The organism is Alicyclobacillus cycloheptanicus (assembly GCF_028751525.1).
GTDB classification, from domain to species: domain Bacteria; phylum Bacillota; class Bacilli; order Alicyclobacillales; family Alicyclobacillaceae; genus Alicyclobacillus_L; species Alicyclobacillus_L cycloheptanicus.
Window position 1 is genome coordinate 2,929,570 of record NZ_CP067097.1, and the last position, 23,114, is coordinate 2,952,683.

The window sequence follows — 23,114 nt, forward strand, 5'->3', positions numbered from 1 at the left end:
CATGGGATTGGCGCACGAATCCGTGTTGTCAAAGCCGGAACCAGGGACGCCGCTGGAGTATAGCACGGAGGACAGCGTTCTCAAGATTATTGGGTTCTGGTTGTTTATCTCGACTGACTTAATCCTGTTCTCCTGTCTGTTCGCAACCTACCTCATTTTGCGAGCGAATACGGCAGGCGGACCGACCGAGGCGCAGTTGTTCGACGTTCCGACGTTCACGGCGGAAACGTTGATTCTGCTGACCAGCAGCTTTACCTGCGGACTCGCCACGTTCCAAATGCGGCGGGGGCAGCGCGGGTGGCTGATGGTGTGGCTGGTCATCACCATTCTGTTGGGCCTCTCCTTTGTCGGCCTGGAAGTCAACGAGTTTGTGAAATACGCCACGCATGGCGCGCCCATCTCGAGAAGTGCCTTTCTGTCCGGGTTCTTCACGTTGGTCGGCACGCACGGGTGTCACGTTTCCATGGGGATTCTCTGGATGCTGTCCATCCTCTTTCAACTGGGGCGGTACGGCATCACGGCCATCACGGCGCGCAAGATGTTCATTGTCGGCCTGTACTGGCACTTTCTCGACGTCGTATGGGTGTTCATCTTCACGGTCGTCTATCTGCCGGGGGTGATGAGTTAACATGTCAACGCAGTCGAATGCAGACGGGCACAGCGGGGCAGGCCACGCGTTTCCCTGGCACCATGTGATTGGGTTCGTCATTTCCATTGTGCTCACGCTGATCGCGCTGTGGCTGGTACTGAACGGTGTGATGCCAGCCAGCGGGTTGATGACCGTCATCTTGCTGCTGGCGGTGCTGCAGATTGGCGTGCAGTTGTTCTTCTTCATGCACATCACGGAGAGTCCGGGCCCCAAGTATCACGTCTTGGCGCTCGTCTTCGGTGCTGTGTTTCTGATCACGATTGTGGCCGGGTCGATTTGGATCATGTCCTTTGGCAGCACCCAGGCGTATTGACACCGAACAGCGGCCGCCCGCGCCGATTCGGGCGCTGGACCCAGGGCATCTATCCTTGCCGTGCAACCCGATCGGCCCATAGGATACAGCATCCCGAACGAGAGGAGTGGAGCCGAATGTACGGGGTGTTTGGTGGATATACGCAATGGGCTGTGGTGTTTCTGATTATCTTCGTGTTGTTCTTCCTGTTCGTGCCGGCAGGCATGGGTGCCGCAGCAGGCGCGTACTAACAGATATGCCTCCCCTGAGACACGGTGGCAGCCCATTCGACTCTGTCGTTTGGGCGGCCCCCGTGATTTGGAGCTTGATATCGAGCGGGCAATCGGGTGTCATACAGCCGTTCTGTGCACGCTTCGTGTCGAATTTACTCCGCGGGTCGGTCTGCGTCCGGGCTGCGGGCGGATGTCACTGATTCTTCACTTCTGCGAAGTTTGCGTGCCCGCCGCTTCCGGTAGTTTGCGATGCGATGCCAGACAAAGCGTGTTCCGTCGATGACCATTGAGATTTTCCCCAACTGGCTGATGATCGGCTGTACCGCGAAGAATGCGGTCAACAGCACATAGGCAATGACCGCCAGACAGAGCGCCACAATCCCCAGTAAGATGACCAAAACAATCAATAACGCATGCATGCGCAGTCCTCCGAATCCTTCGTTTGCCACCTGTGCCGGGACGATTCGTCCCATGTAATTCAGCGTACCGAAATCAGGCGGGTCTGACAATCGCCCATGGCCGGAATCACTCGACGCCGGCCATGGTCCCTGGCTGGAATTGGTTGGGCCGATCATGACTGACCGGCTTGTGTTTGACGTGCGCGTTCAGTACACTCGGATGGAAGAAGACTGGAACGGTGAGGACAAACGTGGCAGACGCGAACGAAACACCCTTTGATGTGATTGTCATTGGCGGCGGGCCCGCCGGACTGATGGCTTCCATTTTTGCACGAACGGCCGGCGCCCGCACCCTGTTGCTGGAGAAAGGAAACAAGCTCGGGCGAAAGCTCGGCATCTCAGGCGGCGGCCGCTGCAACGTGACGAATGCCAAACCGCTGCCAGAGTTGATGGAGAACATCCCGGGCAACAGCCGCTTTCTCTACTCCGCCTTGACGCGCTTTTCGAATACGGACATCATGGCGTTTTTTGAACGGCTGGGTATTCGGTTGAAGGAGGAAGACCGCGGCCGGGTTTTTCCTGTCTCCGACAAGGCGTCGACGGTTGTCCAGGCACTGGTTCGACATGTGCAGGAGGTTGGGGTGGAAATTCGATTGGATTGCCCCGTCCGCAGACTGCTTTACGATGAACACCGCGTGACAGGGGTGCTGCTGTCGTCCGGCGAACGGCTGCAGGCCAAGGCCGTGGTGGTGGCCGCCGGCGGCTGCAGTGTGCCGAAGACCGGCAGCACGGGGGACGCGTATCCTTGGGCCAGAGCGGCGGGGCACACGATTGTTGAGCCCTACCCGACCGAAGTGCCGTTGACAAGCGAGGAGCCGTTCATTCGCAAGCGCTTGCTGCAAGGACTGAGCCTGCAGGGCGTTGACATCACCCTTCGCGACGGCAAAAAGGCCTTGACGACGGAGTTCGGCGATATGATTTTCACCCACTTTGGGTTGAGCGGACCGGCGGCGCTGCGGTGCAGCCATTATGTTTCAACCCGTCTGCGCAAGGTGCCGCAGGCCGAGTTGACCGCCTACATCAGAACCTTGCCGTCCATGGATGGAGAGGCGTGTCTGGCTTGGCTGCGGAACACCCGCTTTGCAGACCGCCGTCGGCAGCTGAAAACCGTTCTGCTGCACAAGCTTCCGGAACGCCTGGTCGACGTGATACTCGCGCGTGCCGGGGTAGATGCGGCGTGCCAGATGGCAAATCTCTCAAACGAAACCCTGGCGCAGTTGTCGAGCTTCATCACAGCGTTTCCCGTGCGCATCAGCGGCACGCTGCCACTGGCCCAGGCCACGGTGACCGGCGGCGGGGTTTCGGTTCGCGAAATTGACCCGAAGACAATGGCGTCCAAGCGCAAGGCTGGGTTGTACTTCGCCGGGGAAGTCATGGATGTTCATGCGCATACGGGCGGGTATAACATTACCGTGGCCTTTTCCACAGGCTCGTGCGCGGGCTTGAGTGCCGCACTGCACGCGCTTTCTCATGACACGGCGCCCGGCAGGACTATACCCGCCGGATCGTTAGATTCCGGTGAAATTTCTGTGCCAACCGATTGACATCTTTAAACGTGACACCATGCAATTTGACCAGGTCGGTGTGAATCGGCAGCATCGCACCCTGCAGTTGACTGCTCTTTTGACGGACATCCGCTGCAATATCGTTGTGACGGGCCGGGGCAGGCGCGAAAATGCTGATGACCAGAAAGGATGCAGCTGTCATCGTGGCGGCCACAATGACGCGGTACATCCGGTACTTTCGTCTGGCTGCAAGCACGAGGTGACGCATTTGCGACTCTCTGTGGAAATCCGCCGCCACGCGGGAGTGCAAGGACTTCAATTCTGCTACTTCTTTACGACAAGCCGAACAGTACTTCAGATGCCGGGCGAATCGCCTTGCATCCAATTCACTCAATTCACCCAGGATGTACGAAGCACCCAAGGCACATAATGGGTTTGTACGCATCGAATCACCTGTCCGCTGGATTGAAGTCTGTGGTCTATTATAACCAGATCTCGTTTAAAAATCTGTGTCATCTGCGAGCCGCGGCAGGAGCCTGCGGCTGCCGCCTCGAAGCTACTAAAGAGTCCCCAGCGGTTTGGGGAAGGCAGGTCACACAGACACACATGCAGACACACATCAGGAGGAGTTCCGTGCGCGGGAGAATCATCACAGCCGTTGTCGTCATCGTCATCATCGCTTTGGGGGTAATACAACTCGTTCGTCCTGTCGCGGCGGCGAAACTTCAGCAGACGGTTCCTGCTTCGGCAAAGGTGCAGGGGACACCCGTCGCCATCCAGTGGCCGAAACAAGGACAAGCAGCGTTGGCCGTTTCCGGCGTTGGTCTGATTGGCAACGTGGGTCCGCAGACCCCGGTTCCGATTGCCAGCGTGACAAAAATTATGACTGCGTATCTGGTGCTGAAGGCACATCCACTGGCCGAAGGCCAGGATGGCCCGACCCTGACGATTACTGCAGACGATGTTCGGCAGTACGAGCAGGATAAAGCGGCCGGACAATCCGTGGTGCAGGTGCAAGCGGGCGAGAAATTGACCGAACGGGAGCTGCTGGAGGCGCTGCTGCTGCCTTCCGCCAATAACGCAGCAGACTTGTTAGCTGCATGGACAGCCGGGAGCAAGCAGGCGTTTGTGGCGGAAATGAATCAGACCGCGAAAAAACTCGGAATGAACCATACGCATTACGCTGACGCCAGCGGGGTGAACCCGGCGACGGTGAGCACCGCTGTCGATCAGCTCAAGATTGCGGAGAAGGCGATGGCCATTCCGGCCTTTCGAGAAACGGTCGCGATGAAGCAGGCGTCGCTGCCCGTGGCGGGGGTTCAGTACAATGTGGACTATGCGCTGGGGAAAAGCGGCATTATTGGCGTCAAAACGGGTTCTACCGATGAAGCAGGCGGGTGTTTCGTGTTTGCCACTGAACACACGGTTGCAGGCAAGCCAGCGCTGGTGCTGGGCGTTGTGCTTGGACAGCAGGGGAACAATTCCTCCAACAGTGAACTCATGACGGCATTGACAGAAGGGGAATCGCTCAGTCTCCAGTCCGGAAAAATTCTGCAGGCCGTCTCGCCAGTCAAGGCCGGGCAAACGGTTGGAATGATTGACACCGGTTGGCAGGCGCCCGTGCCTGTCGTGGTGTCCAAATCGGCGAACCTCGTGGCGTGGCAGGGCATGCCTGTCACGATGAAATTGCTGCAGAAGCCAAACCTGACGCAGGTCGCGGCCGGCGAACAGGTGGGCACACTTGAAATTCGGGCTGGACAACAAGTGGTCAATTTGCCCGTGCGTGCCGCGCATGCCATTCAGCGTCCGAGCCTGGTGTGGCGTCTGGAGCGCGTCCCGTTTATGCACCGCTGACCGCGCGGTGTACCTCCCTTCGAAACGGGGTTCGCGCTTTTAGACAGGCGTACGCCCCTTCCACTGAACATAAAGGACAGGCGGTGCTTCCCGAGAGAGGCACCGCCTGTCTTATGTTGGTTGCGGGGGCAGGACTTGAACCTGCGGCCTTCGGGTTATGAGCCCGACGAGCTGCCAACTGCTCCACCCCGCGTCGTGTGGGCCGCCGTGTCGGCCCTTGTGTCGCTGACCTTCGAAAGTATAACCTCCGCCACGTGTCGATATACATCTGACGAACACCCGAAAAATAGGCATCGATTACGAAAGAGTATGTTAACTGAAGATCCGTTCGATTCGGTTGAGTCCGACGACAGAGAAGGAGTGGAGACCATGTCTTCCGCTTTGACCATGGTACAACCCGCCGTCGATACCACGGCGGCGCGGCGTGAACTGCAAAAAATGCGGGACGGCATTCAGAAGGCGAAACGCCAGCGGGAAGTCATCAAAATCATCGCCAAGCACGGCATCGCGGAGGTCTTGACGAAGAGGGCCAAGGATGAGACGGAACGTCAGCGCCAGCTGGGAAAGCGGTTGCGCGCCGCATTCGAGGAGCTGGGACCCACCTTTATCAAGCTGGGTCAAGTCATTCTGACTCGTCAGGAACTGCTGCCGGACGCCCTGACTGCGGAACTGACGGACCTGTTGAACGGCGTGCCGCCCATGCCGTTTGAGTACATGGCGCCGTTTTTGGAGGATGAACTCCCCGATGGACTGCACACGTTCCACTGGATTCACCCAACTCCCATCGGGTCTGCGTCGCTGGCGCAGGTGTACCGCGCCGAGCTCTGCGACGGGCGGATGGCAGCGGTCAAGATTGTGCGTCCGAACGTCGACAAACTGTTTCAGACCGACATTGCCAACGTGCGCAAACTTGTCAAACGCCTGCAGAGGATGTTGCCGCCCGAATTGAAAACCGCGATCGACCTGGGCGCATTGCTCGAGGACTATTACAGCAGTTCCATGGATGAACTCGACATGACGGTCGAGGCGGGCGTCATGAATGAACACCGCGTCGTGTCTTCCGAATTCGCGACCATTCACGTTCCGGAAGTGTATCACGCCACGAAGCATGTGCTCATCATGGAGTACATTGATGGCTGGAACCTGAAAGAATTTCCGGTCGATTTCCTTACGTTTGAGGAACGGCTCGAGCGGATGACCGACCTGGCCCACTATTACGTCAAAACCTTTCTCGACGGCGCTTATCACGCCGACCCGCACGGCGCGAACATCATGGTGGACCGCCATACCAAGCAGTGTGTCGTGCTGGACTGGGGCATGACCGGGCGCATGGACGCTGTTCACACCGAATCCATTTTCCGCATGCTGATGCACATTCGCATCAACCAGGCGGAAGATGCCGCGGAGTGCTTCCTGGATGTCTACCAGCCCACAAAATACACCAATCCAGCGAAACTGAAAGACGACCTGCGGACCGAGTTGATTCACTATGTCAACAGCAATCAGGCCAGCCGCTACAACTGGGGAAACCTGACCTTGCGGTCCATCCATATCGCACTGAAGAACTATTGCCGCATTCCAGGCGGGCTGGCGCTGTGGGCGAAGGGCTTTTCCGCCGCTGAAGGCACAGCGCGCTGGCTGTGTCCGGAAATTTCCTATCACGACCTGGTGGAAATCGCGGATGTGAACATCGTTCGCAGCTGGATGCAGCGGCGGTTCAACTACCATTCAAACGCCAGCCTGCTTGCGGAGTCGACCAAGCTCGTCGCGACGATGCCTCGGCGCGTCAATAAGATTCTCGAGAATTTGGCCTGGAACAACATGCAGTTCGTCGTGGAAGGCAAGATGTCTGAGACCACGGCCAGGACGCTGCAGCGGGTGTCGAACAAAATCTCACTGTCATTCCTGTCGGGCACGTTGTTCCTGGGCAGCAGTGTGCTCCTGGCGTTTCGCTCGAAGACCGGTGTTGGAACAGGGGTGATGTCGACGATTGGCGGCATTGGCATGATTGCCAGTGCGGTGATTCTGCTGGTCGTCTTGTTCAGCGCGTGGCGATCCCGGCGCGCGTACTAGGCTGGTGCCGAGCGCGCGCACGAACGGCCGCGGTTCGCGCAGACATCCGCGGGGCGGGTGGATGTGCACCCGATGAGCTTGCAGGGAGGGGAACGATGTGAGAAAGAAAAAGCGTGCAGAGGAGGCCCGGCAGGCCTCGGCCTCCGGATTGCTGCTGGACCAAGACCAGGAGAAGCTGACGATGCAGCAGCGAATCGATGCCTTTTATCGGCAGAGCGGCGGGCCCAACAACCCGCAAATCAAAAAGGTGTTGGAGCGGCACCTGCTCTACGGAAAAGATCACGGTGCACCAGGCCGCAAAGAGACGGTCATGGACGCGTTCACGGATACGATTATGGGCGACCCGCTGCTGCTCATGCTCTTTCAGCAGTGGAACAACCGGCGCATGAACCAGGCTTCCGCCAGCAAAGCTGGCATCAGTACCGCCGAGGCGGAGACAATTCGCCAGCTGCAGCGGGACGTCCTGCAGTTGAAGTCGGAGATGGGGGCGCTGCGGGAGCTGCTCGAACAGATTGCGGCGAACGTGGAACCGCCGAGATCGGCGGTGGCAGAGCGGGTCGACTGATGCCGGCGGCGTAAAGCACGGCGGCATGTGGCTGGCCGGACTATTCAATCATCCGCCAGCGCAGCGCAATCGCCACCGCCTCCGTGCGGTTGCGGGCGTGCAGCTTGCGCATGGCAGACCCGACGTGTTCTGTGACGGTGTAATCGCTCAGTTTGAGCCGCTCTGCGACGTCTTTTGTCTCCAGGCCGTTCGCCACCAGCTGCAGGACTTCTTGCTCGCGGCGGGTGAGGGGGGCCGGGGGCGTACGTCGCAGCGACGGGTTGACTGCCGCCGTGTACAGGTGCGAAATCAGCGGCCGCGCGATGCGCACAAGGACTTGATGGACCGAGGCGACCGCGTCAGGGTCGGGTGTGAAACGCTCCCCGCCGCGATCGAGCAGGAGAAAGGCGGCAGGCAGTTTCCCCGCTTCGCCCAGCGGCACAATCAAAATCGAGGTCAAGTGAAACCGTTTGACATACTGGCGCGGAAACACGGTCTCGGCTTCGCGAAAATAGACCGGGCGCAGGATGTCGAAGGAGCGCCGCAACGCCGGGAGGTTGAACTCGTTTTCGCGGATCCGCTGGATGTCCCGGAGCTGCACGTTGTACCCGTGCACCCCTTCGAGCGTGCCATCGAGGGAAGAGTAGAGAAACAAGGCACTGCGCCGAAAGTCGAAGGTCTCGCAGACGTGCCGGAGAATCCGTCCGAGCATGTGGTTGAGGCGCTCTGCGAACATCGGATCATGCTGGTCGAGTGCTTCTTCGTCCGGCCGCGCCTGCACCGCGTCGAAAACGAGCGCGTGCAGCCACTCCAGCAGGCCGAGCACGTCCTGTTCATCTTGCAGCGACAGGGCGGCAGTGGTCACGAGTTCCTGGATTCGATGCGCCACTTCTGGTGTCAGGCTGGGTCTGATTGACGACTGGGCGGCCATCCTGCATCCCCCTTTCCAGACGATCCCGATGGCATACCATTCGAAGGAGAACACCCGTCTTTTGGCCGTGGATCGTCGTCCAGCCAATATTAATTGGACTGAATCCAACGAAGCGTGTATACTGGGGTGAAAATCCCTGGAGATGATGACTGCCATGGCGGGCGTAAAGTTTCAATTGAACCGGCTGATGTTTGAGCGCGGCATGAATGTCCCGGAACTCGTCCGAAAGAGCGGCGTCAACCGCAACACCCTGTACGCGATAAAAAACAATGCCCTGAATCGGGTCGATTTGGGGGTTCTGGAACGGATCTGCGATGCATTGCCGTGTTCCTTGTCAGACCTGGTGGTCTACGAACCTGCCGGCGGCGACGAACGCCCTGTGATTCGATTCAACCCAGCTTTCAAACGGGACCGGGAAGGGCGCATCTTTATCATTTCGGGCCCATCCGGCGCAGGCAAAAATACATTGATTAACCACCTGAAAGAGATCAACCTCGGGGTTCACTATATTCCCTCGTTCACGACCCGCGAGATGCGCGAGGGAGAGACACAGGGAAACCCCTATCATTTCGTCGACCTGGCATCCTTCAAGGCGATGATTGACCGGCACGAATTTCTGGAGTATGAGCAGATTCACGGAAACTATTACGGGACCCATGCGAAGACGTACGAATACGCCATTCGGCATGGCTACGATGTACTGAAGGACATTGATGTCAACGGGGCGCTGAACTTTCGCAAGTGGTTTCGCGACCACGTCGTCCTCATCTACGTTCGTCCGACCGATTTGTCCGCGCTGGCAGGCCGGTTGACGGGCAGAGGGGATTCGCTGGAAGAGATTCAGGTGCGCATGAAACGCATCGAGTTTGAAGAGTCGAAGCGAGACCAGTTTGACTATTTGATTTACAACGATGATGTCCTCGCTGCGCGCGACGAGCTCTTGGCCATTCTTCGGCGTGAAGGAGTTCTGTAGCGATGACGCTGGTGTCCAGGGAGTCGTCGCCAACGCAGGTCTGTCATCCGGACAAGCCTCGTCACACGCGTGCCCGAACCCGCACTCGAGGGTGCCTGTCCTGGCTGCTGCGCGGCGCCCTTGCATTCCTTTGCGCTGCCTGTGTCTGGTCGTCGGTGTCAACGTACGCCTTTGCCGCATCCGGCGGCCCGATTTCCATCCGCCAAATCAGCGTAGGTTTTCAAGGGTACTACAGCAAACAGGACTGGATCCCGGTCACGGTACGGATCTACAACACAGGCAAGGCGACGTCCGCCACGCTGGTGGTGCCGGTCTCGACCGCGGTTGACCAATCCTCGCGAATGGCGTACGGGAAACTGCAGTGGCCGGTGTGGCTGAACGCGCATGGCTGGACGACCAAGCAGGTGATGCTGCCTGGGACGATTGTGGGCAGCGCGAATCTGCTGTGCGATGTGGACGGCTCGCCGGTTTCGAGCGCGGCCATCACAGGCAACGCCTTGGGAGATGTCGCGCTCGTCGCGGTGCTGGCGAACAAGGTGCAGGCCGCGCAGTCGCTCATGGGCAGCGAAGACGGGGCCAGCGGGGCGCCCGTCTTACCGGTGACGATTGACCCGCACAACTTTCCGTCGACAGTGAATGCGCTGACGGGGTTGACGGCGCTTGTTGCGACGCCTGAAACCTTGGCCAGCCTGTCGAAGGCCCAGTCCGACGCCGTGCAGGAGTGGGTGAGCCTCGGCGGCGTGTTTGTTGTCATCGGAACGCAGGGTGTGACATCGACATGGCAGAATCGACTGCCCATCTTGCCCGCCAACGGCACCGTGGTGCACGGCGACAGTCTGGAGACCTTTATTGGCGCCTCAGCCGCAGAGGCCCCGCGCCTCACAGTCTATGCGTCGAAGCATTCGCTGCAGCCGGGGGCGTCTTCGTTGGTGGACAGCGGCGGTGTCCCGCTGCTGGCGCAAATCCCGGACGGGCGGGGCACCATTGTGCAGACCTCGTTCTCGCCGTCGGAACCTTCCCTGCTCGCCTGGACAGGCAACGCGGCGTTCTGGACGACCGTGTTTAAAACGGCCGCCAAGGGCACCTTCAGCACGTTTCCCAACTACTTGTCGGGCAGCGGCGTCTTTTCGCTGACGTCCGCCAGTGATGCGCTGGCGCCACTGCGGGTGCCGTCCCTGCGCTTTTGGGCTTCGTTGTTTGCGATTTACGTGCTGGTGGTCGGGCCGGGGCTGTTCTTTGTGCTGCGGCGGTTCAAAAAGGAGACGGCCGCGTGGGTCATTTTGCCGGCCGTCAGTGTGCTGGTCACGGTGGGGATATACGGGTTTGGCGCGACGCAGCGCCCCACCGGCCTGTTGACCGAGGGCACTGGCTTTCTCGACCTCGTGGGCAACGGCAGTGCCCAGGCGTACGGGGTTCGAGCCTTGATGTCGCCGCGCGTGACGTCTGTGCAGGTGAACACCAAGCAGCCCATGTTGTCGCTTGCGCTGATTGAACAAAATAATTCCCTCACCGAACAGGAGACGGTCACGACCGGCGGGGGGACCGCCGTCTCATTTGATCACGTCGCACGCTGGGGCGTACGATATGCTTACCTGGCCGGGGCGGTCGAGCATCAGGGGAGTTTGGAGGCGGACCTGACGTCGGCTTCCGGTGAGTTGTTTGGTTCTGTGCAAAACAATACACCGTATACCCTGAACGACGTGATGCTGTTCTGGGATAAACACACCATCAGTTTGGGTGACTTGAAACCTGGCGCCAGCGTTACGGTGGACATGCAGTCAGACCCGCACCAGACCACGACCAATTGGCTGGGCGCGTACAGCGCGTACAACCGCGACATTTCCCGGTCGATTGGCCGTTCCATCGGTTCGCTGGCAGCCACAGAGCAGTGGCTGAATTCGTCGCTTGACCCGAACACGGCGATGATTGTGGCGACGACCACCAATGTGACGCCAGCGGTGGGCACCGTGCAGGCGTCGGAGCAGGTTTCCTCCGACCAGACCCTGACCCTCGTGCGTCAATTTGTCAGCGTTACGCCACTGGGGCCGTTGAGGGGGATTTCACCGTGATCGAATGTCAAAACCTGTGTAAAAAATACGGCCGATTTCCCGCTGTGCACAATCTCAACCTCACCGTACGGCAGGGAACGGTCTTTGGACTGGTGGGGGAAAACGGCGCCGGCAAGACGACGACGCTGTCGATGCTGGCGACCCTGACGCCGCCCACCTCGGGCAAGGCGTACGTGAACGGGTTCGAAATCTCGCGGCATCCTCAGGAGGTTCGGCGCAGCGTCAGCTACATGCCGGACTCCTTCGGTGTGTATGACGATTTGAGCGCGAAAGAGTACCTGGAGTTCTACGCGGATTGTTACGGCGTGCCCCCTGCCGTGGCGCGGCAGCGGGTGGGTGCGCTGCTGGCCTGGGTCAATTTGGAGAAGCACCGCGACGTCTACGTCAATGCCCTGTCGCGCGGGATGCAGCAGCGGCTGGAAATCGCGCGCTGCCTGATGCACGACCCGCACGTGCTGATTCTGGACGAGCCGTCGTCTGGACTGGACCCGCGATCGCGGCTGGAGATGCGCGAGGTGCTGCATCAGCTGCGGCAGCTGGGCAAAACCATACTCATTAGTTCGCACATCCTCTATGAGCTGAGTGAGATCGCGGACGAGATTGGTATTATGCGCGGCGGGGACCTGGCGGCCGTGGCCGCCGTCAACGCGTTATTAGAACACTCCAATGCGCACCGGCACCTGCTCATCACCGGCAATGCGGCGCCGGACGAGTGGGAACGCGTGCTCCGAAACGACGCGCGTGTCGTGGATGTCCACTTCGTGCAAGGCGGTGTCGAAGTGATGTACGGCGGGACGCTGGAACAACAGGCGGAGCTGATGCGGACCATCCTGGACGCGGGCATCGTGATTTATCAGTTTGCCGAGCGCCCGACCGACATTGAGGCGCTGTTCCTTCGCCTGACCGATCGGACGGTGACGCGATAATGCTCAACCCCTTGTTGCGCAAGGAATTTCGTCAGCGGATGCGAACCAACCGAGCGCCGGTGGTCATCACGGCGTACATCGTCTGCATGGCGCTGCTGACCTTTTTCCTGTTGTACGAAAACGTGCAAGGGCAGCTCCTGGCGCTGCCGCTGCTGCCAGTCCGAAGCGAGCAGGTGTTCGTCACCTTGAGCTTGCTGCAGATGACCGTGGTGGCCTTTATGACACCGGCGTTCGCGGCCGGGTCGATGTCTGGCGAACGCGAGCGCCGGACGTTGGCCGTACTGTTGACCACGCCGCTGTCGCCGGTGCGGATTTTGATGGGCAAGATTTTGTCTTCCAGCGCGCTTTTGAGTTTGTTATTGGTGTCGGCCCTGCCGCTCTACAGCATGGTGTTTCTGTTTGGCGGTGCGGTGCCGCAGGAAGTCGTGTCCGTGTTTGCGTTTCAAATTTTTACGATTGTCCTCATCGCGACCCTCAGCGTGCTGTGGTCGACCATTGCGCTGCGATCCGGCTGGAGCACGGTGCTGGCGTACGCCACGGTCGCCTGGATGGTGATGGTCACGGGGGCGCTGGGTTACGGCTTGCACTTGGTGGCCGAGCGTGATCAGATGGAGTTTTTTGCCGCGCGGTGGTCAGAGTACTTTCTCGCCTTAAATCCACTTTGGATTGAGTCTTCCTTTGAAAACTATGTCACCGCCCCGCGCTTTGCGTGGGTCTGGTTTGTCGGTTTCTACTCGCTCCTCAGCGTGATTTTGTTTATCCCGAGTGTATGGCGGCTGCGCCCGCAGACCTTTCGCAAGCTGCCGTGGATTGGCAGACGAAGTGAACGCGACTTTCAGTGAAGTTTTTGTAAACCCTTCGCAGTTTTCGGGGCCGAGTGGTTTCCTTTTGTCATCGTTCGTATTAAAATCGTTTTGTTAATGAAACATCAGGTCATTAAAATGTGTGTTTGCGAGTTGTGTCCGAAAAGGTCAAACTTGAAAGGTTCAGGAAGCGGGGCGAAGACATGCGGGCAAGGCAACTGGTCATACTCAATATCGTGATTATCATCGTGGTGGTGGCCCTGGCAGGTTTCGGATACTGGTATTTCTACAACCAGAATCAGTATGTCACCGAGAACGATGCTGCCGTTACCGTCAACGCGCAGAATGTCATCGCGCCGGCGAACGGGAAGCTGACAAAATGGACCGTGTCGGACGGCACGAGTGTATCTGCTGGCGACGTCATCGGTGTAGAGCAGCTGCCGACCGGCCAAACGGTGAACATCACCACGCCAATCGGCGGTCAGGTCCTGAAGTCGAATGCGGTGGCGAACGAAGTGGTGCCGCAGGGGGATTTGCTCGCAGTGGTGGCGAATCTCAATGATGAATACATCGTTGCCAACCTGAAGGAGACCGAGGTGCGGCATGTCGCAGTGGGGGATACGGTCGACATCTACCTGGATGCCTATCCGGGCACCACGTTTTCGGGTACCGTCACTCGAATCGGTTCAGAATCGGCAGCCGAGACGTCGCCTTACCCGAGCGCCCAATCCTCGGGCAATTTCCAGAAAGAAGTGCAGCGCATCCCTGTCTACATTTCACTGGATGGGAAACAAGGAAAGTACATTGTGCCGAATATGAACGCCAGGGTTCGAATCCATCGGACGAATGATTAAACGCAATGCAAACGAACGCACCTGAAAAGGTCAGCGCAGGCTGCTTCGGACAACGCGCAGGACCATCGTACAGCCCGTCCCGAGTCTGGAGAAGGTTCAGGGCATCAAGGTACATACCAAGGCGACATAGGGGGGTGGGCAGGTCATGAATGGGGCACTGTTTGGTCTGGTAGCCCTCGGACTGCTCCTGATTTGTCTGTGGATTTGGATGAACGTGATGTTGACGAGGCCTCGCCATCCGTCCGCGGAGCGTAAGGAACCGCGCGGGCCGGAACGCGGCGCAGTGGAACCACAGGCCCAAGCGGCGTCCGCGGAGATCGCACTGGCGGTAGGGCAAGGCGGTGCGGAAGGTTCACCGTCTGCTGCGATGCCTGCTTCTGCGCCGGACCGTGACGACGATGCATCCGCTGCGGCAGCGGGGGTGTCAGCCGATGCGGGGGTGCCGGAGGATGGGTCACAGCGCCGTTCGACCGGCGTCGATCGGACGACACCTGCGCTAGGGTTGACGCCCGCCGCCGACGGTGGAAACTCACGGGAGCTCGAGGTCGTGACCGAACCCCCGAAGACCACGACGGTGTTCGGCCGCAAAAACCGTCCGTTTTCGCTCAATGAAAAGGCGGCGCCGCAGTTTGGGAAGGAGCCGTGGCAGACCTGTTTCTACAAGCTCTGCGAAGACCCGTTGGTCCTCGGGTGGATCGCGTTCTATGACGATGTCGTCGGCGCATCCGATCACGATTATGACGCGGCGTTTGTAGAGGCGCTTCGCACGTATAAGCAAAGTGTGGAGCAGCTGCGGCGGCAGGTGGGCTTGACGCAGATTGTGGAGACCGCGGTGGTCGGCGAAGAAGGCAAAGTGTGGTTTTTGACGCCTGTCGAGGACACCTGGATGGCCTTGTTTGTCGACCGTGAAGCCGACATCGAGGCGCTGTCCGAGCGGCTTATCGCGGCGGTTCGGCCTGCGAGCCTGTCATCGGACGAGTCCTAAGCCTGTTGAAATAGATTGCGGGAGTGGAGCGAGCGCTTGGCGCTCGCTTTTGCATATTCGGACGAGCCGCGGCGTACAGTCTATCGATGGCGTTCGACGCGGAGGTGATGGGATGCAGGTCGCCGTATCCCTGATTTTCTCTTTGGCGATGATTCTGTTCGGTGCAGAGTTGTTTACGAACGGCGTGGAGTGGCTCGGCAAGAAGCTTCACCTTGGGCAGGGAGCGGTGGGCAGCGTGCTGGCGGCCATCGGTACGGCGATGCCGGAGACAGCGGTGCCTGTGACCGCCATTCTGTTTGGCGGCGGCGCAAAGGATGCGGTGGAAATCGGGATCGGCGGCATTCTCGGCGCCCCCTTTCTGCTGGCGACATTGGGGTCCCTCATCGTTGCCCTCGCTGTCCTCACCAGCCGCAGGCCGCACAGCCCGGGTCATCTGCAGGTGGAGGAACGCGGATTCTCGCGCGACATGACCTATTTTTTGCTTGCCTACGCGATGACCATGTTGGCGGGTTGTCTGCCCACGGAAGCGGTGCACACCCTCACGCCGCTGGTACTGATTGGGCTTTACGGGGCCTTTCTGGTCCAGACATTGCGCGACCGGCAGGTGTTAAGCGGCAGCGAGGACGAACTGCACCCGTTGTATTTCCAGTGGAAGACGGACCACCCGTCGATGACGGTGGTCGTGCTGCAATTACTGATTGCCCTCGGCTGCATCATGGGCGGCGCGCAGCTGCTGACCAAGGGGGTGGAGCAGCTTGCGGCCGCCTTCGCGATCCCGGCGTTTGTGTTGTCTGCATTGTTGATTCCGCTCGCGACAGAGCTGCCGGAAACATTCAACAGCGTCGTGTGGATTCGCCAGGGGAAAGACGGCTTGGCGTTCGGCAACATCACGGGCGCGATGGTGTTTCAGAGTACGCTGGTGCCAGCGCTGGGCATCTGGTTGACGCCGTGGCAGCTGACCACCCAGGCGGTCATCACCGGTGCGCTGACACTGTGCGCGGCGGGGATGATTTTTGCGCTCTACAAATTGTCCGGCCGGCTGTCCGTGCGCGTCTTTCTGGCGGCGTCGCTGTTGTACTGGGTTCTTCCCCTGCAGCTGTTGGCCTCCCGGTATCAATGGACGTCGATGTACTGGGTGAGTGCCGCCGTCGTCTGTCTGGCGGCCTTTCTGTGCTTTCGTGCCGCGTCTGCCACGATGTCTTGAGGTTTTCGGGCAGACTTGAACATTGTGCTACAATGGGTAGTGCACAATGGATGCAGGAGGCGATAGGATGGCGACACAGAAAGTAACGGACGCTGATTTCGCGTCTTTTGTGAACTCTGACAAACCCGTGCTCGTGGATTTTTGGGCGACCTGGTGCGGACCCTGCAAGATGATGGCGCCAGTGCTGGAGGAAGTCGCGGAGGAACACAGCGACAAGCTGGTGGTTGGCAAAATCGACGTGGATGAAAACCCGCAAACCGCTCAGCAGTACGGTGTCATGAGCATTCCGACGCTGATTTTGTTCAAGAACGGCGAAGTGGTCAAGCAATTGATTGGGTATCGGCCAAAGAACGACCTCGTTGCGCAATTGGCCGACGTTCTGTAAGCCCCGCAACTTGGCACAAGCGGCTGTGCCGGCGTTCTGCCGGACCACAGCCGCTTGTTTGGTCTGCCTGCAATTTTACCGCGGAATATCCTGTAAGGCTTTGAAGCTCTTTTCCACCGCCGTCAGCGTGATGGCGATGTCCTCTTCGGTGTGCGCTGCCGACACGAACCACGCCTCGTACTTCGAAGGTGCGATGCTGATGCCTCGGTCGAGTAGGGCGTGGAAGAACTGCGCAAACCGCTGCCCGTCGGTCCGCTTTGCGTCTTCGTAGTTGCGAACGGTGTGGGCCCCGAAGAACAGCGTAAATGCGCCGCCTACGCGGTTGAGGGTCACCGGTTCTGAAACGGCTGCTGCCGCCTCCAAAATGCCGGCTGCCAACTGCTCTCCGAGCCGATCCATACGCTCGTAGATGCCTGGCTGCCGCAGGACCTGCAGGCAAGCGATGCCTGCACGCATCGACAGCGGATTCCCCGCCATCGTGCCCGCCTGGTACACCGGTCCGAGCGGTGCAACGCGTTCCATGATGTCTTGCCGGCCTCCGTACGCACCGATGGGCAGTCCGCCGCCGATGATTTTGCCCAGCGCAAACAGGTCTGGGTGCACGTTGTACATTTGCGCGGCTGTGCCGTAGTGGAAGCGGAACGCTGTGATGACCTCGTCGAAAATCACCAGCGCGCCCGCGCGGTGTGTCCGGTCGATCACGTCGGCCAGATACGATTCCGACGCTGGCGGGACGATGCCGAAGTTGCCCACGATGGGTTCGACCAGGACAGCAGCAACGTCGTCCCCGAAGCGGTCGAGGGCCTGCTCGAGCGCCGGGATGTCGTTGTACGGCACGGTGATGACTTCGCGCGCCGTACTCTCGGTCACACCGGCGCTGTCCGGGACACCCATCGACGACGGGCCCGACCCGGCCGCCACCAGCATCAGGTCCGAGTGCCCGTGGTAGCAGCCTTCGAACTTGATGATTTTGTTCCGCCCGGTGACGCCGCGCGCCACGCGAACGGTGGTCATGACCGCTTCGGTGCCTGAGTTGACAAAGCGGATGCGTTCGAGGTCTGGGACCGCCGCGCGCAGTGCCTCTGCGAACTCTACCTCCCACGGCGTCGGGGTTCCGTAGAGAATGCCGTCTTCCGTCGCGCTGCGAATGGCCGCCATCACCTCTGGGTGCGCATGCCCCAGCACCAGCGGTCCATAAGCAGCGAGGTAATCGATGTATGTATTGCCATCTACGTCGATGAATCGGGATCCACTCCCGCGTTTCATGACGACCGGCGGACCCCCGCCCACGGACTTGAAGGAACGTGAGGGGCTGTTGACGCCGCCCAGAATCACGCTGTTGGCCCGCTCGCTCCACAGCCGGGATTGTGTTCGGTCAGGTTTGCTGTTGTTCACGGTGTATCCCTCCATGCAATTGCATCACCCCATTGTCGCACGGGGAGGCCGGTGAGATCCACTGACAGCCGGTATGACCTGCGCCGTGCGGACGCAGACTAGGCGAAGACGAGGAGGCATCGCCGATGAGACAAAAGGAACTGGCGGACAATCGGGCCGCCCTGTCGCGCGAGGCTTTGCAGGTTGATTTTCATGACTTCGTTCGGCTGGCCAACTGGATGAGTGATGTGGAACTGGCGGAGACGTTTGCGCTCAACCGGGGAGACGTGGAGAAACTCCGGCGCAAAACGGAGCGGAACTGAACGGCGGTGGGGGCTCAGCGGGCCGTGCTGCGCCGCGACCTTGACAAGCGGTTGGCGTGAACCTTATAATGACGGCAATTTCGCGCGTTTGCAGTGGGCCGTATGCGGCGGCTGGCGGCGCGCGCCATACGGATTCGATGAAGAGGAGAGTACGGACTGACCGCGGCGTCCAGAGAGACCCGTCTTGGCTGGAAACGGGTCCGGCGCACAGACCGGAAGGACACCTCGAAGAACGCACGTGAACGAATCCCACGGACAGTGGCTCAGCGAGCCGACCGATGTGGAGGTTCCAAAGCGTGGGCGGTTTGTACACGTTACGTACACCAAGTGGAATCGTCGGCTGCAGCCGGCGGTTCAAACAGGGTGGCACCGCGGAACAGCGCCTTTCGTCCCTGCCGAACATCGGCGGGTGAGGAAGGTGCTTTTTTGAGTGAATGGGCTTGTGAAGAACCGATGGCAAGACGCCCCGAGGTTGGGGAGACGTCAAGGACAGGCGGGGGGAAGATGACATGTTGACGCAGCGACCGCGCGGCACTACGGATTTACTTCCTGGGGAAGTAGAACGCTGGCAAGCGGCGGAAGAAACGATTCGATCGGTGTTTCGGCGGTACCACTATGGGGAAATCCGAACGCCTGTGTTTGAGCACACGGAACTGTTTGCCAGGGGGGTTGGGGAGTCGACGGACATTGTGTCCAAGGAGATGTACACCTTCCTGGACCGCGGCGAACGCAGTCTCACGCTTCGCCCAGAGGGGACAGCCGGCGTTGTGCGGGCGTACGTCGAAAACAAGCTGTACGGTAACCCGGGACTTACGAAACTCTACTACATCGAAGCCATGTTCCGGTACGAGAAACCGCAAAAGGGCCGAGAGCGGCAGTTTCACCAATACGGATGCGAGGTGCTGGGGGCTGACCACCCCGCCGTGGACGCCGAGGTCATCACCCTGAATGTCCACTTGCTTCGCACGCTGGGACTGCAGGACTTGCATGTTGAGTTGAACAGTGTCGGTTGCGGCGTCTGCCGGCCGGCGCACAAAGCCCGCATGATCGCGGCGCTTACCCCGCACCGGCATGAACTGTGCCGGGACTGCCAGCAGCGCCTCGACCGCAACCCGCTGCGGATTTTCGACTGCAAAAACGAACACTGTCAGGCGGTGCTGCGCACCTCCGGTGCGCCAACCATCCTGGAAGCCCTGTGTGACGATTGCCGGGCGCACTTTTCGTCGGTTCGCGAGATGCTGGAGTCTATCGGGACCGCCTATGAAGTGAATGACCGCCTGGTGCGGGGGTTGGACTACTACACACGGACGGCCTGGGAGATCACGGTGCCATCCTATGGGACGGTCGCTGGCGGCGGACGGTACAACGGCCTGGTTGCGATGATTGGCGGTCCGGAAACGCCCGGCATTGGCTTTGCCGGGGGCATGGAGCGAGCGTTGATGCTGCTTGCCGAACAGGGCCGGGACCTGCGGGCGCCGACAGGCCTCGACGTCTTCGTGACGGTGGCCGACGAAGCCGGCGAGCCCATGGCGATGCGGCTGCTGCAGGATTTGCGGGCGGCCGGCGTCACCGCGGACCGAGACTACCTCGGCCGCAGCCTGAAGGCGCAGTTTAAAGCAGCCGACCGCGAAGCGGCCAAGTTTGTGGCTATCATCGGTGAAACCGAAGTCCAGCAGGGGAGTGTGTCGCTTAAGGACCTGCAGTCTGGCGAGCAGGTTGCGCTGCCCGTTTCGGACATTGTCTCCTATCTTGCAGAAAAGGTGGGCGTTCAGTCATGACAGCCGGGGGTACAGAAATGCACAGAGCGCATGCAGGGCAGCCAGTCTACGAACGGACGCATTGGGTCCAGGACACCGTCGCGTTGACCGAGGGCGTCAACGTCGCGCTGGCAGGCTGGGTCCAGCGCCGGCGCGATTTGGGGAACTTGATTTTCATCGACCTGCGGGACCGCACGGGCATTGTGCAGTTGGTATTCGATCGCGATCGCGGAACGTCCGGCAACGCCATGCGGCTGGCGGAGACGCTGCGCAACGAGTATGTGATCACGGCCCGGGGCACCGTCGCAGCGCGCTCGCCGGAGACGGTGAACCCGCGGATTGAGACGGGGCGCATCGAGGTTGTCGTGAGCGACCTGGAAGTGCTCAACGAGGCGAAGAACCCGCCGTTTTACATCCAGGACGGCATTGACGTGGATGAAAATGTGCGCCTGCGGCACCGTTACCTCGACCTGCGCCGGCCGGAGATGCAGAAGATGTTGATGCTGCGCCACAAGGTGTATCGGGCGTTCCGGAATTTCCTGGACGATCACGGGTTTGTCGAGGTGGAGACACCGATTTTGACGCGGAGTACGCCAGAGGGGGCGCGCGACTACATCGTGCCGAGCCGTCTTCAGCCCGGCGAGTTTTACGCGCTGCCACAGTCTCCGCAGTTGTTCAAACAGCTGCTGATGGTCAGCGGGCTGGAGCGGTATTACCAGATTGCGCGCTGTTTTCGCGACGAGGACCTGCGAGCGGATCGGCAGCCGGAGTTCAGCCAGTTGGACATCGAAACCTCCTTTTTGTCGATGGACGACTTGCTCGCGCTCATGGAGCAGATGTTCGCGGCCGTGTTTCGGGAAACGCTGGGGATTGAGATTGCGACGCCGTTTCAACGCCTGACCTACCAGGAAGCCATGGAGCGCTACGGGTCGGACAAGCCGGATTTACGCTTCGACTTGCCAATTGTGGACCTGAGTGAGGCGGTTCGCGGTTCGCGGTTCGCTGTGTTTGAAAACACCCTGGCGAGCGGCGGTGTCGTCAAGGCCATTGTGGCGCCTGGCTGCGCGGACTATTCGCGCAAGCAGACGGACGAACTGTCGAAGCTGGTGGCGCCGTTTGGGTTGAAGGGAGTGGCGCCCATCGCGATTGGGGAAGAGTCGTTCCGGTCGCCCATCGCAAAGTTCTTCACCCCCGAACAGCTGCAGCGCATCGTGGAGGCCGCCGGCGCGAAGGTTGGCGATTTGATTTTGATTGCGGCCGCGCCGCGCAAGGTGGCCCTGCAGGCGCTGGGTGCCCTGCGCCTCAAGCTGGGCGAAACGCTGGGGTTGATTGATGCGGACGCCTTCCGGTTTGCGTGGGTGGTCGATTTTCCACTGTTCAGCTATGACGAGGAACTCGGGCGGTACGTTCCGGAACACCACCCGTTCACGATGCCGAAGTGGGAAGACCTCGACAAGCTCGAGTCCGACCAGGGCGCCGTGCGGGCGCAGGCCTATGACCTGGTGTTGAACGGGTTCGAGCTGTCCTCCGGCAGCATGCGCATTTATCGCCGGGACATTCAGGAGCGCATGTTCGCGGCGCTCGGCTATACACCGGAAGCGGCGCAGGAAAAGTTTGGCTTCCTGCTGAACGCGTTCGAGTACGGGACGCCGCCGCACGGCGGGATTGCCTTCGGGCTCGACCGCTTGGTGATGCTCATGGGCAAAGGCAAGTCCCTCCGCGACTGCATCGCGTTCCCGAAGACGTCCAGCGCAACCGATTTAATGATGGACGCACCCTCTGCGGTCAGCCCGGAGCAGCTGGAGATTCTCAAGCTGCAGGTGAAGGCGCGCGGGTAGCAGGAGCAGGGCGTGCGCGGCGGGGTCTGTGCGCCGGCTGGGACTGGCTGGGACTGGCTGGGACTGGCTGGGACTGGCTGGGACTGGCTGGGACTGGCTGGGACTGGCTGGGACTGGCTGGGACTGGCTGGGACTGGCTGGGACTGGCTGGGACTGGCTGGGACTGGCTGGGACTGGCTGGGACTGGCTGGGACTGGCTGGGACTGGCTGGGACTGGCTGGGACTGGCTGGGACTGGCTGGGACTGGCTGGGACTGGCTGGGACTGGCTGGGACTGGCTGGGACTGGCTGGGACTGGCTGGGACTGGCTGGGACTGGCTGGGACTGGCTGGGACTGGCTGGGACTGGCTGGGACTGGCTGGGACTGGCTGGGACTGGCTGGGCCGGACCCCGTTAGGGCGCCAAAGGTGCCCTATGCGTCGGGATCCCACCCGGCCTGTGGGGGACTAAGGCGTGAAAGGTGCCTAAAGCGTCGGCATCTGGCTGGGACTGGCTGGGACTGGCTGGGACTGGCTGGGACTGGCTGGGCCGGACCCCGTTAGGGCGCCAAAGGTGCCCTATGCGTCGGGATCCCACCCGGCCTGTGGGGGACTAAGGCGTGAAAGGTGCCTAAAGCGTCGGCATCTCTCGGCGTTAAGGCATGAAAGGTTCCTAAAGGTGGACGGTCCGGCTGGGCCGGGCCCCCGTTAAGGCGCGAAAGGTGCCCTATGCGTCGGGATCCCACCCGGCTTGTGGGGCGACTAAGGCGTGAAAGGTGCCTAAAGCGTCGGCATCTCTCGGCGTTAAGGCATGAAAGGTTCCTAAAGGTGACGGTCCGGCTGGGCCGGACCCTGTTAAGGAAGGAAAGGTGCCAAAAGCGTCGGGATCCCACCCGGCTTGTGGGGGACTAAGGCATGAAAGGTGCCTAAAGCGTCGGCATCTCTCGGCGTTAAGGCATGAAAGGTTCCTAAAGGTGGACGGTCCGGCTGGGCCGGACCCCGTTAAGGAAGGAAAGGTGCCTAAAGCGTCGGGATCCCACTCGGCTTGCGGGGGATTAAGGCGCGAAAGCTGCCTTAGGCGGCCGAAGGCGGCGCAACAGCTGGAGG

At 60.3% G+C, this 23,114-nt stretch carries 22 protein-coding genes, 1 tRNA gene and 1 pseudogene; 18 read left to right on the forward strand and 6 right to left on the reverse strand.

What is annotated here, in order from left to right; translation table 11 throughout:
• Position 1: 1 nt before the first annotated feature.
• Together JI721_RS13485 and qoxD are read left to right on the forward strand one after the other, a co-directional pair.
• Positions 2–628: a cytochrome (ubi)quinol oxidase subunit III gene (locus tag JI721_RS13485; protein WP_274455388.1), complete on the forward strand. Its 627-nt coding sequence runs from the start codon at positions 2–4 to the stop codon at positions 626–628.
• A gap of 1 nt (position 629) precedes the next feature.
• Positions 630–962 (forward strand): cytochrome aa3 quinol oxidase subunit IV, encoded by a 333-nt coding sequence (gene qoxD, locus JI721_RS13490; protein WP_274455389.1) that lies wholly within the window; start codon positions 630–632, stop codon positions 960–962.
• Between the two features lie 364 nt (positions 963–1,326).
• Here the strand turns inward: qoxD and JI721_RS13495 are convergent, their stop codons facing one another.
• Entirely contained in the window at positions 1,327–1,593 is a 267-nt protein-coding gene (locus tag JI721_RS13495; RefSeq protein ID WP_274455390.1) for a hypothetical protein, read from the reverse strand.
• Positions 1,594–1,886: 293 nt separating this feature from the next.
• Between JI721_RS13495 and JI721_RS13500 the strand changes: the two genes are divergently transcribed.
• The gene (locus tag JI721_RS13500; RefSeq protein WP_274457864.1) at positions 1,887–3,176 is read left to right on the forward strand and encodes a BaiN/RdsA family NAD(P)/FAD-dependent oxidoreductase; all 1,290 of its coding nucleotides are present in this window, start codon (positions 1,887–1,889) and stop codon (positions 3,174–3,176) included.
• Here the strand turns inward: JI721_RS13500 and JI721_RS13505 are convergent.
• Positions 3,124–3,456, reverse strand: coding sequence for a hypothetical protein (locus tag JI721_RS13505; RefSeq protein ID WP_274455391.1), 333 nt, complete (start codon positions 3,454–3,456; stop codon positions 3,124–3,126). The genes JI721_RS13500 and JI721_RS13505 overlap by 53 nt on opposite strands.
• Positions 3,457–3,504: 48 nt before the next feature.
• Positions 3,505–3,582, reverse strand: a pseudogene (locus JI721_RS17315) (hypothetical protein); the annotation flags it as partial.
• A gap of 188 nt (positions 3,583–3,770) precedes the next feature.
• Here JI721_RS17315 and JI721_RS13510 point away from each other — a divergent pair.
• Entirely contained in the window at positions 3,771–4,991 is a 1,221-nt protein-coding gene (locus JI721_RS13510) for a D-alanyl-D-alanine carboxypeptidase family protein (protein WP_274455392.1), read from the forward strand.
• A 117-nt stretch (positions 4,992–5,108) separates the two neighbouring features.
• Here the strand turns inward: JI721_RS13510 and JI721_RS13515 are convergent.
• Positions 5,109–5,184, reverse strand: a tRNA-Met gene (locus JI721_RS13515).
• A 176-nt stretch (positions 5,185–5,360) separates the two neighbouring features.
• Here JI721_RS13515 and JI721_RS13520 point away from each other — a divergent pair.
• Positions 5,361–7,064: an ABC1 kinase family protein gene (locus tag JI721_RS13520; protein WP_274455393.1), complete on the forward strand. Its 1,704-nt coding sequence runs from the start codon at positions 5,361–5,363 to the stop codon at positions 7,062–7,064.
• Between the two features lie 97 nt (positions 7,065–7,161).
• Positions 7,162–7,629, forward strand: a complete 468-nt coding sequence (locus tag JI721_RS13525; protein WP_274455394.1) for a hypothetical protein — start codon at positions 7,162–7,164, stop codon at positions 7,627–7,629.
• A 40-nt stretch (positions 7,630–7,669) separates the two neighbouring features.
• On the opposite strand, the gene JI721_RS13530 is transcribed toward JI721_RS13525, so the two are convergent.
• Positions 7,670–8,539: a helix-turn-helix transcriptional regulator gene (locus tag JI721_RS13530; protein ID WP_274455395.1), complete on the reverse strand. Its 870-nt coding sequence runs from the start codon at positions 8,537–8,539 to the stop codon at positions 7,670–7,672.
• A 154-nt stretch (positions 8,540–8,693) separates the two neighbouring features.
• Here JI721_RS13530 and gmk point away from each other — a divergent pair, with 154 nt between their 5' ends.
• The 8 genes from gmk (at position 8,694) to trxA (ending at position 16,738) form a co-directional block, all read left to right on the forward strand.
• Positions 8,694–9,512: a guanylate kinase gene (gmk, locus tag JI721_RS13535; protein WP_274455396.1), complete on the forward strand. Its 819-nt coding sequence runs from the start codon at positions 8,694–8,696 to the stop codon at positions 9,510–9,512.
• A gap of 2 nt (positions 9,513–9,514) precedes the next feature.
• Positions 9,515–11,581, forward strand: a complete 2,067-nt coding sequence (locus JI721_RS13540; protein ID WP_274455397.1) for a hypothetical protein — start codon at positions 9,515–9,517, stop codon at positions 11,579–11,581.
• Positions 11,578–12,507 carry an ABC transporter ATP-binding protein gene (locus JI721_RS13545; RefSeq protein WP_274455398.1) on the forward strand — a complete coding sequence of 310 codons (930 nt, stop codon included), beginning with the start codon at positions 11,578–11,580 and terminating at the stop codon, positions 12,505–12,507. The genes JI721_RS13540 and JI721_RS13545 overlap by 4 nt, the downstream gene beginning before the upstream one ends.
• 38 nt (positions 12,508–12,545) lie before the next feature.
• A complete protein-coding gene (locus JI721_RS13550; protein ID WP_274455399.1) occupies positions 12,546–13,349 on the forward strand; it encodes an ABC transporter permease in 804 nt (267 codons plus the stop codon).
• Positions 13,350–13,513: 164 nt separating this feature from the next.
• Positions 13,514–14,164 carry an efflux RND transporter periplasmic adaptor subunit gene (locus tag JI721_RS13555; protein ID WP_274455400.1) on the forward strand — a complete coding sequence of 217 codons (651 nt, stop codon included), beginning with the start codon at positions 13,514–13,516 and terminating at the stop codon, positions 14,162–14,164.
• 145 nt (positions 14,165–14,309) lie between these two features.
• Positions 14,310–15,149 carry a hypothetical protein gene (locus JI721_RS13560; RefSeq protein WP_274455401.1) on the forward strand — a complete coding sequence of 280 codons (840 nt, stop codon included), beginning with the start codon at positions 14,310–14,312 and terminating at the stop codon, positions 15,147–15,149.
• Between the two features lie 112 nt (positions 15,150–15,261).
• Positions 15,262–16,353 (forward strand): sodium:calcium antiporter, encoded by a 1,092-nt coding sequence (locus JI721_RS13565; RefSeq protein ID WP_274455402.1) that lies wholly within the window; start codon positions 15,262–15,264, stop codon positions 16,351–16,353.
• 67 nt (positions 16,354–16,420) lie between these two features.
• The gene (gene trxA, locus JI721_RS13570) at positions 16,421–16,738 is read left to right on the forward strand and encodes a thioredoxin (RefSeq protein WP_274455403.1); all 318 of its coding nucleotides are present in this window, start codon (positions 16,421–16,423) and stop codon (positions 16,736–16,738) included.
• A 75-nt stretch (positions 16,739–16,813) separates the two neighbouring features.
• Here the strand turns inward: trxA and JI721_RS13575 are convergent, their stop codons facing one another.
• Positions 16,814–18,133, reverse strand: a complete 1,320-nt coding sequence (locus tag JI721_RS13575) for a glutamate-1-semialdehyde 2,1-aminomutase (RefSeq protein ID WP_307015695.1) — start codon at positions 18,131–18,133, stop codon at positions 16,814–16,816.
• A 125-nt stretch (positions 18,134–18,258) separates the two neighbouring features.
• On the opposite strand from JI721_RS13575, the gene JI721_RS13580 reads away from it, so the two are divergent.
• The 4 genes from JI721_RS13580 to JI721_RS13595 all read left to right on the forward strand — a co-directional run bounded on the left by JI721_RS13580 (position 18,259) and on the right by JI721_RS13595 (position 22,426).
• A complete protein-coding gene (locus tag JI721_RS13580; RefSeq protein WP_274455404.1) occupies positions 18,259–18,435 on the forward strand; it encodes a hypothetical protein in 177 nt (58 codons plus the stop codon).
• A 509-nt stretch (positions 18,436–18,944) separates the two neighbouring features.
• Entirely contained in the window at positions 18,945–20,213 is a 1,269-nt protein-coding gene (gene hisS, locus JI721_RS13585; RefSeq protein ID WP_274455405.1) for a histidine--tRNA ligase, read from the forward strand.
• Between the two features lie 17 nt (positions 20,214–20,230).
• Positions 20,231–22,030, forward strand: coding sequence for an aspartate--tRNA ligase (gene aspS, locus JI721_RS13590; RefSeq protein ID WP_274455406.1), 1,800 nt, complete (start codon positions 20,231–20,233; stop codon positions 22,028–22,030).
• A gap of 12 nt (positions 22,031–22,042) precedes the next feature.
• Positions 22,043–22,426: a hypothetical protein gene (locus JI721_RS13595; protein ID WP_274455407.1), complete on the forward strand. Its 384-nt coding sequence runs from the start codon at positions 22,043–22,045 to the stop codon at positions 22,424–22,426.
• Positions 22,427–23,114: the final 688 nt, after the last annotated feature.